This is a genomic window from Haloprofundus marisrubri, assembly GCF_001469955.1.
Lineage (GTDB): Archaea > Halobacteriota > Halobacteria > Halobacteriales > Haloferacaceae > Haloprofundus > Haloprofundus marisrubri.
Map to the genome: position 1 here is coordinate 129036 of NZ_LOPU01000037.1, position 11997 is coordinate 141032.

Genomic DNA, 11997 nt, shown 5'->3' on the forward strand with positions numbered 1-11997 from the left:
AACACAGTTATGCGTGCTCCACCGCAATCGCACCCCATGTCTGAGCACCACGGGACAATCCGACTTCGAGAGGTGACGCTCGTATGCGAGTAGTCGCCAAGTTCGGGGGGACCAGCCTCGGCAGCGGCGACCGAATCAACCGCGCCGCCGACTCCGTCGCCGCAGCGGTCGAACAGGGACACGAAATCGCCGTCGTCGCCAGCGCGATGGGCAACACGACCGACGACCTGCTCGACGAGATTCAGTTCGAAGCCGACGACCGCGACCGCGCCGAAATCGTCAGCATGGGAGAGCGGACCAGTGTCCGGATGCTGAAGGCTGCGCTCGCCGCTCGCGGCGTCGACGCGCTGTTCGTCGAACCCGGTACCGAGGAGTGGCCCATCATCACGAACGACCTCGGCGAAGTCGACGTCGAGGAGACGAAGCGCCGCGCCGCCGACCTCGCCGCGGAACTCGACGGCGTCGTCCCCGTCATCACCGGCTTCTTGGCACAGAACCACGACGGCGAGATAACGACGCTCGGTCGCGGCGGCAGCGACACCAGCGCCGTCATGCTCGGCAAGTACATGGACGCCGACGAAGTCGTCATCGTCACCGACGTCGAAGGCGTCATGACCGGCGACCCCCGCGTCGTCGAAGGGGCGCGAAACGTCGGCCGCATCACCGTCGACGAACTCCGAAACCTCTCGTTTCGCGGCGCGGAAGTCGTCGCGCCGAGCGCACTGAGTTACAAAGACGACCACCTCGCGGTCCGCGTTGTCCACTACCAACACGGTGACCTGCTGACCGGCGGCACTCAAATCGAAGGCCAGTTCCGCAACCTCATCGACCTTCAGGAGACGCAGTTGGCTTGTCTCACCGTCGCCGGGCGGGCGATTCGAAATCGTCCAGGAATCCTCGCCGACCTCTCGGAGTCGCTTCGAACCGCCGACATCAACATCGAAGCCGTCGCCAGCGGGATGGATTCGGTCACCTTCTACGTCGCCACCGAGGAAGCCGAAGAAGCCGAGAGCCTGCTGCACGACTCGGTGGTCGCCGACCAGTCGCTCTCCAGCGTCACCGTCGACGAAGCCGTCGCCGTCATCCGAATCACGGGCGGCGAGTTGCCGAATCAGCCGGGAATCATCCGCGGCATCGTCTCGCCGCTGGCGGAAGCCGGCATCAACATCCACGACCTCATCACCAGCGCTACCTCTGTGGCTGTCTTCGTCGACTGGGAGGACCGCGAACGGACGCTCGAAATCGTCCAGAAAGGGTTGTAGCTCCCTTCTATCGCGCCGAATCGCTCGACGAGACTGGTGGTCTGTCTTCTCGCAGTCTTCCCTTTTTGACGATGCACAGATTTCACTCCACCTGCGCAGGACCGGCGACTGACGGGCACTGTTGCACAGCAACGCACGGACGCTCTCGTGGCGGTATTAAGAGACCCGAGCGACGACGCCGACCATGCGCTCTTACAAAGCGAAGATGGTCGAGACCATCTCGCTTCCCTCCCGCGAGAAACGCGAGGCGATTCTGGACGAGGCCGGCTACAACGCGTTCAACATCCCGGCCGAACACGTCTACATCGACCTCCTGACCGACAGCGGCACCGGCACGATGAGCGACGAACAGTGGGCGGCGCTGTTCCGCGGCGACGAGTCCTACGCCGGCAGTACGAGTTTCGCCAAACTCCGCGAGGCCGTCGAGGACGTGATGGGCTTCCCGCACGTCGTTCCGACGCATCAAGGTCGCGGTGCCGAAAACGTCCTCTACGGCTGTCTCGTCGACGAGGGCGACATCGTCCTCAACAACGCACACTTCGACACGACCCGCGCACACGTCGCCAATCAGGGCGCGGACCCCGTCGACTGCCCCATCGAGGGCGCGAAGGACCCGAGCGTCGACGGCCCGTTCAAAGGCGACTTCTCTGTCGAGCGCGCCCGCGAAATCGTCGCCGACGTCGGCGCGGACGCGATTCCGGTCGTCGTGCTCACCATCACGAACAACTCGACGGCCGGACAGCCAGTCAGCGTGGAGAACACGCGCGAGGTGGCGGACTTCGCCGCCGAAATCGACGCGACGTTCGTCGTCGATGCCTGCCGCTTCGCCGAGAACGCCTACTTCGTCCAACAGCGCGAAGCCGAGTTCGATGGAAGTTCGATTGCCGACATCGTCCGCGAGCAACTGTCGTACGCCGATGCCGTCACGATGAGCGGCAAGAAGGAAGCGCTCGTCAACATCGGCGGCTTCGCCGCGATGCACGACGCCGAACTCTTCGAGGCCGCCAAACAGCGCGCCATTCTCTACGAGGGCTTTCCGACCTACGGCGGCATGGCCGGCCGCGACATCGAGGCGATGGCCGTCGGTCTCCGCGAAGCCGTCGAACCGCCGTACGTCGAAGAGCGCGTCCAGCAGGTCCAAGAACTCGGCGAGATGCTCGAAGCCGAGGGCGTCCCCGTCTACAAACCCGTCGGCGGTCACGCCGTCTATCTCGATGCTGGGCAACTGTTCTCACAGCTACCCAGAGAGCAGTTCCCCGGACAGGTGCTCGTCTGCGAACTCTACCGCGAGGGCGGCGTTCGCGCCGTCGAACTCGGCAGTTTCGCGTTCCCCGGTGCGAACCGACTCGAACTCGTCCGTCTCGCGGTTCCGCGCCGCACCTACTCGCGCGAACACCTCGAACACGTCGCGGAGACGGCGGGTGCAGTCGCTGACCGCAGCGAGTACGTGACCGGCCTCGAAATCACCGGCGAACCGCCGGTTCCGGAACTGCGACATTTCTCGGCGACGCTCCGGCCGGTCACCGAGTAGCACGCACCACCGCCTTCTCGTCTCCGCGTTCTACCGGCCTTCGTACAACCGTGTCCCGATACGCTCGGGGAGACAGTTGGCTTCGACGGCGCGGACGACTTCGTCGATGTCGTAGTCGACGCGTCGCTCGTCGACGGTCATCGCGTCCAAGTCGACGATGGCGTACGCCGCCCGCGAGTCGCCGTCTCGGGGTTGGCCGACGCTGCCGGGGTTCATCACGATACCCTCGTCGTACACCTCGTGGGCCTGAACGTGCGTGTGGCCCATCACGAGGACGTCTTCCTCGTCGAGTAGTTCGGGGATGAACTCGTCGGGGTAGGTGTAGTGGTCGGGGTTGTCCGGATGGCCGTGGACCAACCGAACGCGGCGGTCGGCGGTGAGTCGTTGCTGTGGAAGGCTCGCCAACCAGTCGAGTTGGGCCCCGTCGAGTCGCTCACGGGCGTACTCGACGCCGGCGCGCGCCATCTCGTTGAACCGAAACGCCGTCCCCTCGGCGACGGCGCGGTCGTGATTTCCTTGTACTGTGGGGACCGCTCGCTCGCGGAGTCGTTCGACGCACTCGACGGGCCAGGGGTTGTAGCCGACGATGTCACCCGCACAGACGATGGCGTCGACCGGTGACATATCGGACAGAACCGCGTCGAGGGCGACCATATTGCCGTGGATATCGGAGAGCACACCCAGCCGCATACGCCCGGGTACAACACGAGGGCATTAGTGTTCGACGGCCACGTTCACCGGTGCTGACCAGTCGCGCCGCCCGTTCGTGCCGTTCACTCGCGTTCTCTATTCGCGTTCTCCGCCCGCTCGGATTCGCCTTCTCGCCGACTACCGACTCACTGCTCGTGTCTCGTATCTCGTGTCTTCACTCGTTGGCGACGGCCGTCTCGACGCCCTCTTCGGAGACGGCGACGCCCGCCGCACAGACGGCGTGTTCGAAGTCGAGGTCGTACGCCTCGCGGGCGGCGTCTTCGGCCGTCGTCGCCGCGAAATCGAACGCTCGTGGACTGTCCTCCTCGTAGGTGGCGACGAGCGTCGGTTCCTCGACGGACTCCACGAGCACGGCGTCCTTGCGGACGATGCCGATGGTCGCCGACTCCGCGCCGACGACGCCGGCGATTCGCGGCGTGTCGTAGTCGTCCTTCTCGTAATCGAGCGCGAGAAGACTCTCGACGAGGGCGTCGCGGGCGGGGTAACCGAGGTCCAGTTTCTCCGTGATGGGGTCGACCTGCGAGCCGTTGCCGACGACGACGTCGCCCGATTCCGTCTCTCGCACACAGTTGTAGGAGATGTAGGGGTTGTCCGTCTCCGGCGCGTCGGGTTTCGGCGAGACGGTGAGCGCGCTCTCGCGTTCGACTATCTGTCTGTTGGGGAACGACCGCGAGGAGACTCGGTAGGCGGCGATTCCGGGTCCGACGACGATGAAGCGTCCGACGTACATGCACGAAAGTGCATATCTCGCGCTGAAATAGCTGACGGTTTATGCAGTATCGTTCCTGTGTCTCGCGGTCGCAGGGCGACTCCAACGCGCAACGTTTACATATTCACGGGGGTTACGAAGCGATGCAGTCCCATGGGGTAGTGGCCAATCCTGTTGCCTTCTGGGGGCAACGACCGCGGTTCGAATCCGTGTGGGACTATTCTCTCGTTTCTGCCGTTCGAGCAACTGCGCCGGAGTCGGCGAACTGGTTTCGCTCGTAATAAAGACGATAGCCGGCATCGAGTGTTCACAATATCGCGTATCCACTTACCGAGGATAGCATCTACAGTGAGAGCACCTGGCCGCTCGTCGAAGTGACTGCCACGGAACGGCAGCCTACTTTTCGGCGTCGACTCCGGCGTACTGGACGTTGGCTGGCTTCTTCTCGAAAGTGAAGACGAGAAAGTACGAGTGGTTCTTTCGGGCGTGGACTTGAGTGTGGACGCCGGACACTGCGGGCGTGTTCGAGCGGACCGTCACGAACAGGTCTTTGGTGTACAAGCCGAGCTGCGACTCGTAGAAGTTGATTATCTGGACGTGAGTGAGCTCTTGGGTGTTCGCGGAGACTTCGTCTTGTGTTTTGACGATGAGCGTTCCGTCGTCTCTCAACACGCGCTTGGCTTCGGCCCCTGCCGCACAGTAGAGGTCGATGACCGCGCCGTGGTACTTCGAGCCTCGTGTGTCGACGACCTCGCCGTTACTGTAGTGTTCGCGGAAGGTCGAGTGCGACCCGTCGCCGCCGGCGAGCATCTCCTTGTTGCGCCGAAAGAACCCTTCTGCGTACGGTGGGTCGAGAACGACCACGTCGAACGAGTTGTCGTCGTACGGGAGGTCACGACAGTCGACGCTCTCGCCGGTCGGTGATTTTTCGGGGTCGAGGTCGGTGCCGTGAAGGTCGAACGCGGTGTCGGGAACGTTCTTCCAGAACACGCCTTTGCCGTACGTTACGTCGGCTACCTTCGCACCCGTCTCCACGTGCAAGTCGAGAACCTTGGGAAACACGGCGTCGTTGTCAGCCCGATGTGCGGAGAGAATCAGGTCGTCGGTCGTCAACTCCTCCGGGACCTCGCCCGTGAGAGTCGTCTGCGAGGATGACCCGTCGGCGTCGTCGCTCATTCTATGCGATAACAGCGAACTGTCTCCAATAAGCGCTCCCGTTCAGTTCCCGCTCGAACGGCAGCGTGCTAATGGATTCGAGTTGGTCGCACGACACTCGGAACGATAGGAGACGACAGTCGTGAGAGGGACTTCGGCATCCAGCACCCACCTCACTCCGTCTGCGGATTCACACTGCCCGTCTTCGCGTACACTCCGCCCAGAAGCACGAATCCGGCGAGCAACGGAATCACCGCACACGCGGCGTACACCGCCTCGAAGCCGACCGTTTCGACCAGTGGAAGCGACACCATCGGTCCGATGCCACCGCCCAAGTCGCCGAGGACGTTGTTCGTCCCCGTCGCCCGTCCCATTCGTTCGGTGGGCGTGAGGTCGGCCAGAAGCGCCATCAACGGACCACTGGTGCCGCCTTGGCCCGCACCGATACAGACACAAGAGACGACGAGCGTCGACAGCGACGAGGCCCGTGAGAGGAGGATGAAGCCGACGAAGGAGACGACGAGAAACACCAAGAGGACCGGAACGCGAGCGCCGTAGTCGTCGCTCAGTTTCCCGCCGGCGAGCATGAATATCGAAGCGGAGACGACGGTTACGGCCATCAACGCGCCCGAGATTCCCTGCGGCCCGTAGCCGAGCAGTTCGATTTCGTTGACGTCGATGAACAGCACGAGCGTCGCAAACAGCGCGCCGAGGTACGCGAAGAAGAGTCCGAAGTTGACGAATCCGACGGTGAGCGCGGGCGTACTCGTATCCAGTTCCCACGGTGCCGCTCTCGACTTTTCGGTCGTCACGTGCGTCTCCGGCACCTGCCAGTAGGCGATGACACCCGCGAACAGCGCGAACGCGGCGGCGACGACGAAGGCGGCCTCGATGCTGTAGGCGTCGCTCACGATACCGCCGAGAATGAGCCCAGCAGGAAATCCGAGTGTGATGCCGCCACGGACGACGCCCATGTTCGTCCCCCGGGAACTGCCGTCGCTCACGTCGGCGGCGATGGTGTACGCCGTTGCGAACACCGCCGCACTACCGAGTCCCCAGAGAACGCGCGCGAAAAGAAACCACAGTTCGGGCGCCGACGAGTCGATGGCGACGACGTAGCCGAGGGTGGCGAACCCTTCGACGAACAACCCGGCGACGAACGGTTTCCGCGTGCCGATGCGGTCGACGAGCGACCCCGCGGGCGCGTTGGCGAGAATCCGGGCGAAGCGGTTCGCGCTGAGAATCAACCCCACGAGAAACGGCGAGATGCCCAGTACACTCCCGAGATTCGGGAGGATCGGAAAGATGACGCCACCACCGAAGCCGACGAAAAACGTGCTGGCGATGACCGCGAGGACGACTGTCTGCGGCCGTCTCACTGCGGACGCCGACCTCCGAGCGAAGACGGGTTCGTCGAGTACATGACTGACTCTCCGGTCAGTACCCCCGCGACGGAAATACGACTGTCGTTCCACGGTGTCGTTTTCCGGGAGGTTCTGAGCGTCGTATCCGGTGGTAACCCGGGCGTAATTCTCGTGAGTGAGTACCAGAAAATCGCTCGTCTGGGAGAGGAAGCCGGGGGAATCGCCCGACGCAGTGTTGCGGTTTCCAGTCGAAACGAAGGGGTTGTTCGAAACCGAAATTCTTTATATGTGTTCGAAGTCGGGCCACTTTCTGCACTGGAGAGATTCATCTTCTCGGATGACGTACTACTGACATACGTCCGACTATCCGAACACGTCTCGAACTGCCGTCTCACCACCACGCTGTCACCTACCGATGCCGACACCAACACCGCTCGACGACGTCGAGTTTCTCGCCGCCTCACCTAATCGCGTCACCGTGCTGCAAGCGCTCGCTGCCGACGCACACACCAGAACAGAACTGTACGAGTCGACCGGTATCTCGCGGCCGACGCTCGGCCGTGTGCTCGAGGGGTTCGAGCGCCGTGGCTGGATAGTGAAATCGGGCCGACGGTACGAGATTACGCGCCTCGGTGCGCTCCTCGCCGACGAGTTCGGCCGTCTCTTGAAGACCGTCGAGACGATACAGCAACTGGCGAAACTCGAACCACGACTGCCGACCGACTGCATGGAGTTCGACTTTCGTCTGTTCGCCGACGCGACGATTACGGTGCCGCACGCTCCGGACGTGTTCGCCCACATCCGTCGCGTCGAAGAACTCACTCAGAACGCGGCCGAGGTCCACTACGTCACACAGAACGTGTATCTGGACTCGATTCCCGAACAGCGCACGCTCATTCTCGACCACGGCCAACGACAGGAGATAATCATCTCCGAGGCGGCGTTTTCGGTTCTCTTCGAAAACTCCTCGGTCGCCGATATCGTCCGGGAACTGCTCGCAACCGACAACATGACGCTGTATCTGTATCGGGGGCCGCTTCCCGTCGCAATCGGACTGCTCGACGACGTGGCGACGATTCTCCCGTACGACGACCAGGACTTCCCGTGTGCGCTCATCGAAACGAGAAACGAGACGATTCGAGACTGGGTTACAGCGATGATTGACGACTACCGCGCCCATGCGGAGTTGCTCACGCCCGAGCGTCTCTCGGAACTGGCATCCTGAAGAAGGCGTGACTCGCTCACTTCTCGACGTCGAGCAGCGCGACCCGCTCACGAACGGCGTCCGAGAGCGTTCCGTCCATCGCCGCCAACTCTCGCTCGGAAATCTCGAAGAACTCGAACACGCGCGCTCTGTTGTACTCGCCGAGTGTCGGCGTGTCGTCGAGACTCAGTTCTTCGACGACAGCGTCGGCCGCAGCGGATTCGTCCCCTCCGTCTACGAGCACGACCAGCGGAACGCGACCTTCCTGTAGTCCCATCTCGAACGCTTGGTCGATTTGCCGACGACCGGCGGCGTACAACAGGACTTCGACGCCTCGGTCGTGAGCGACGTTCTCACCGCGCGAGATGGCTCGGTCGGCGAGTTCGACCGCCCGTTCGAGATGTGCTCGGTCGACGACGTAGCGGGCGTCGACCGCTTGCACGGTCGTCTCGTACTCCTCGGCTACTTCTCCGAGTACGGCAACGGTGCTGTCTACGTCGGCTATCTCCGCAACGCCGTCGACGACTCTCATCCGAAATCACCCAGACTCGACTGGTCGTCGTCTCCGCTTCCGGCACCCGCCCCGCCGGCCGCAGACGCAGTGCCGCCCGCGGACGTGAACTCGACCGGTGCCGCCGACTCGTCGGCTTCCACGTCGTCCATCGAGGGGTTTCGGCGACCGACGTTCTCCAACACCGTTTCGGCGGTCTTCCGCCGTCCGCGAAGCGCCGCGAGGATGACCGATTTGTCGGCTTCGCGGAGGTCCGCGCGACTCTCGACGCCGGCCTCGAACAGGCGACGGGCGCGCTTTCGACCGATGTTGCGGACGCCGGCGAGGTCGAGCAGTTCCTCGCGGACGCCGTACTCGATGCGCTTTTTCGCTTCGCGGACGGCGACGTTCGACGCCAGATTCAGCTCTCCGGCGAGCTGTTCGGCCGCCCCCAACAGCCACTCTGCGGTGTCGACTTTTCCCCTGATATCGCCGGGACCGACGCCGTATCGCTCGGTGATGCGGTCCTCGTCGACCTCCATCGACCAGTCTTCGAGGAGCTTTGCGGTCTTGAGCGCCGACAGCCAGTCCTCGAAGGCGACGTCGTCGTACTCCGAGGGAACGTGGCCGAGGAACTCGCCTTCGCGTTCGTAGCAGAGTTCCGTGTACGTAGAGCGGTCGCCGGATTTGAGGTAGAGTTGGTACATGTCCGGCGTGCGCGAGACGAGGTGGTAGAGACCGAGCGCCGTCGGTTTCGGAACCTCGCCGGTCGATGGCGACTCCGAATTCTCGTCCTTTCGCAGGTCGCTCGCGGAGACGAAGCCCGACTCCGCTTCGCTCGCACTCGCGTCCTGCGTCTCTCCGCCTTTTCGCTCCCAGTCGCGCAGACCGTCGATGATTTCGGCGGCGCTCATCGGGTCGAGGTAGAGCCGTGAGACGGTGTGACCGATGTTCGTCGCCCGCAACGTGCCGTCGTCGCGTTCGATGAATTCGTTGACTTCCAGATACCGAAGCACGGAATCGGTTACCTGTTCCAACCGGCCTTCGTCGTCGGTCTGCGTGGCGTACAGCGTGCGGTCGAGAAATTCGAGCAGGCTCTCCCGACTGTTGGCGAACCCGGAAGCGATGGTAGCCAGCACGTGCGTCCGGAGTGCGGGTTCGGCGGCGAGTTTCGAGCGCACGGGTTCGGGGTCGGCCCACAGATAGCGCTCGAACAGTTCGTCCATCTCGTCGGCGTTCTTTCCCAAGAGAACGGCCTCGCCGTAGGGGTCGCGGCCGGGTCGCCCCGCGCGGCCCATCATCTGGTGGATTTCCAACACGTTGAGCGGCTTCATCCCCCCGAACTCGCCGTCGTAGCGGCGCCAGTCGCGGACGACGACGCGGCGACTCGGCGTGTTGACGCCGGCGGCGAGCGTCGGCGTCGCGCTCACGACCTTGATGAGTCGGTCGCGGAACGCGGACTCGACGATGCTGCGGTGGTCGGCGGCGAGGCCCGCGTGGTGAAACGCCGCGCCCTTGGCAACGGTGCGCGCCAAATCCGCGCTCGTCTCGGTGTCGGAGACGTCTCGAATCTCGGCGGCCAACTCTGCGAGTTCGTCGCGTTCCCCGGAGGTGAGCGCCGCGTCCGATACGTCGGCGAGGCGTTTCGCGGCGGCCTCGGCGTTGCGTCGGGAGTTGACGAACACGAGCGACGACCCGCCCTCCTCTAAGGTGTCGGCGACGAGCGCGGCTTCCTGTTTCTCGCTGCCCTCGACTCTCACTTCTCGTTGACTCCCGTCGTCGAAGTTGATGGCGTTGCCGTAGTGGACGCCCGTCTTCAGGTCGATGGGTCGCCAGTCCGAGCGGACGAGACTCGCGTCGAGCCAGTCTGCGACCTCCTCGGCGTTGCCGACGGTCGCAGAGAGCGCGACGACCTGCAGACCGGGATTTATCTTCTGGAGCTTCGCCAAGGTGACTTCGAGCGTCGGCCCGCGGTGTCGGTCGTCGACGAGGTGGACCTCGTCGGAGACGACGCAGGTGAGCTCGGATATCCACGAGGCGTTGTTGCGGACGAGCGAGTCGACTTTCTCGCTGGTGGCGACGATGATATCGCGCGTCGCAAGCCACTCGCTCGTCGAATCGTAGTTGCCCGTCGAGACGCCGACGTCGACGCCGAACTGCTCGAACCGCTCGAACTCGGCCTTCTTCTCGGAGGCGAGCGCTCGAAGCGGGACGATGTACAGGGCTTTGCCGCCGCGCTGGACGCTCGACAGCATCGCCAGTTCGGCGATGAGCGTCTTCCCCGAGGCGGTGGGGATGGAGGCGACGAGGCTCTCGCCGTCGGTGACGCCCGCCTCGACGGCTTCGGCCTGCGGCGGGTACAGTTCCTCGACGCCCTCCTCGTGGAAGAACTCGGGAACGCCCGCCGGCAGACCCGTCAGGTCCGCTGTCTTCATTGGACGGAGTTGGCGCGTCCTCCGGTTTAAACTGTCGGAGGCGTGGTGGAAGTGAAGGCGATACCGGCTCGACTACCTCGTCGCCGACTCCTCTCTCGCCGCCGACCCCTCTTTCGTCGCCGACTCGTACTCTTCGCGCGTAATCGTGTACCGGTGCTGGTCGGTCACTTCCCCAGTTGGCCGCGTCTTGAACTGTCTCAACAGGCCCTCGTGCGTGCCGCCGAACGACTCGATATATCGGGAAATCATCCGCTGTGAACGGTCGTTGCCCGCGGCGGCAGTCGTGTAGTAGCAGTCGAGGTCGAACCGCTCGAAGGTGAGTTCGACCATCTTCTCGGCGCGTTCGGTGCCGTAGCCACGACCCCAGAACCGTTCCGCGAGGATGACGCTCGAACTCCCGCTTCGGAGTTTCCACTGCGGTCGAAACGAGGTGAGGCCGGCGAGTTCGCCCGCGTCGTCTTCGTCCGCTTTTGGCCGAATCGTGTACCGTGCGAACGTCCGTTCCTTCCACTGGCGCTCGGCGTCGTCGACGAACTGTGCAACTTGGTCGAGCGTCTCGAAGCGAAACCACGGCATGTGTTCTGTCACCTGCGACTGCCACGTCTCCGCCTGCGCGAGGTCGTACAACTCGAAGATGTCCGTGTGGTCGTGCGAGACACGCTCGAAGACGAGGCGGTCGGTTTCGAGACGCTCGGGGAACAGCGGCGTCGACATACCGGTATCGACGACTCGCGGTGACTTTGTCGTGCGGGGCCGCGCCGACGGTCACGCCGCCGTCGAACGGAGGTCCACCCGGTCGCTCGTACTCCACCCCGACGGCCGCGTCGTCATTTCTATGTAACCGACTGCCGAACTCCCGGTATGCGAATCGAGTACGACCGCGACACCTGTATCGGAATGTATCAGTGCGTCGATGAGTGGGACGCCTTCGAGAAGAACATGGACGACGGGAAAGCGGACCTCGAAGACAGCGAGGAAGTCGACGACCAACTGTTCGTCCGCGAGGTGCCCGAGGACGCCGAGTTCGACGCGGAGTTCGCCGCCCGGGTCTGTCCTGTCGATGCTATCAAACTGTTCGACGACGACGGCGAACAAGTGGTGTAACGACCGGTCTCCGTCCCGGCATCCCCGCCGTC

At 63.6% G+C, this 11997-nt stretch carries 11 protein-coding genes and 1 tRNA gene; 5 read left to right on the plus strand and 7 right to left on the minus strand.

Annotated features, from left to right (window positions below; genetic code table 11):
* The first annotated feature begins 83 nt into the window (after positions 1-83).
* Entirely contained in the window at positions 84-1262 is a 1179-nt protein-coding gene (locus AUR64_RS18300; protein ID WP_058583407.1) for an aspartate kinase, read from the plus strand.
* A gap of 184 nt (positions 1263-1446) precedes the next feature.
* The gene (locus AUR64_RS18305) at positions 1447-2793 is read left to right on the plus strand and encodes a tryptophanase (RefSeq protein WP_058583408.1); all 1347 of its coding nucleotides are present in this window, start codon (positions 1447-1449) and stop codon (positions 2791-2793) included.
* 30 nt (positions 2794-2823) lie between these two features.
* On the opposite strand, the gene AUR64_RS18310 is transcribed toward AUR64_RS18305, so the two are convergent.
* Together AUR64_RS18310 and AUR64_RS18315 are read right to left on the minus strand one after the other, a co-directional pair.
* The gene (locus AUR64_RS18310) at positions 2824-3483 is read right to left on the minus strand and encodes a metallophosphoesterase family protein (protein WP_058583409.1); all 660 of its coding nucleotides are present in this window, start codon (positions 3481-3483) and stop codon (positions 2824-2826) included.
* Between the two features lie 175 nt (positions 3484-3658).
* Positions 3659-4234, minus strand: coding sequence for an IMP cyclohydrolase (locus AUR64_RS18315; protein ID WP_058583410.1), 576 nt, complete (start codon positions 4232-4234; stop codon positions 3659-3661).
* A gap of 126 nt (positions 4235-4360) precedes the next feature.
* On the opposite strand from AUR64_RS18315, the gene AUR64_RS18320 reads away from it, so the two are divergent.
* A tRNA-Gln gene (locus AUR64_RS18320) sits at positions 4361-4433 on the plus strand.
* A gap of 176 nt (positions 4434-4609) precedes the next feature.
* Here AUR64_RS18320 and AUR64_RS18325 read toward each other — a convergent pair.
* Together AUR64_RS18325 and AUR64_RS18330 are read right to left on the minus strand one after the other, a co-directional pair.
* The gene (locus AUR64_RS18325) at positions 4610-5389 is read right to left on the minus strand and encodes a hypothetical protein (RefSeq protein WP_058583411.1); all 780 of its coding nucleotides are present in this window, start codon (positions 5387-5389) and stop codon (positions 4610-4612) included.
* Positions 5390-5541: 152 nt separating this feature from the next.
* Positions 5542-6747: an MFS transporter gene (locus AUR64_RS18330; protein WP_058583412.1), complete on the minus strand. Its 1206-nt coding sequence runs from the start codon at positions 6745-6747 to the stop codon at positions 5542-5544.
* Between the two features lie 400 nt (positions 6748-7147).
* Between AUR64_RS18330 and AUR64_RS18335 the strand changes: the two genes are divergently transcribed.
* A complete protein-coding gene (locus tag AUR64_RS18335) occupies positions 7148-7957 on the plus strand; it encodes a helix-turn-helix transcriptional regulator (RefSeq protein ID WP_058583413.1) in 810 nt (269 codons plus the stop codon).
* Positions 7958-7973: 16 nt separating this feature from the next.
* Here the strand turns inward: AUR64_RS18335 and cgi121 are convergent, their stop codons facing one another.
* The 3 genes from cgi121 to AUR64_RS18350 all read right to left on the minus strand — a co-directional run bounded on the left by cgi121 (position 7974) and on the right by AUR64_RS18350 (position 11575).
* Entirely contained in the window at positions 7974-8468 is a 495-nt protein-coding gene (cgi121, locus tag AUR64_RS18340; RefSeq protein ID WP_058583414.1) for a KEOPS complex subunit Cgi121, read from the minus strand.
* Complete coding sequence (locus AUR64_RS18345) at positions 8465-10861, minus strand: ATP-dependent DNA helicase (RefSeq protein WP_058583415.1); 2397 nt, start codon at positions 10859-10861, stop codon at positions 8465-8467. Before AUR64_RS18345 ends, cgi121 begins: the two co-directional genes overlap by 4 nt.
* Positions 10862-10933: 72 nt before the next feature.
* The gene (locus AUR64_RS18350) at positions 10934-11575 is read right to left on the minus strand and encodes a GNAT family N-acetyltransferase (protein WP_058583416.1); all 642 of its coding nucleotides are present in this window, start codon (positions 11573-11575) and stop codon (positions 10934-10936) included.
* A 147-nt stretch (positions 11576-11722) separates the two neighbouring features.
* Here AUR64_RS18350 and AUR64_RS18355 point away from each other — a divergent pair, with 147 nt between their 5' ends.
* Positions 11723-11965, plus strand: a complete 243-nt coding sequence (locus AUR64_RS18355; RefSeq protein ID WP_058583417.1) for a ferredoxin — start codon at positions 11723-11725, stop codon at positions 11963-11965.
* Positions 11966-11997 lie beyond the last annotated feature (32 nt).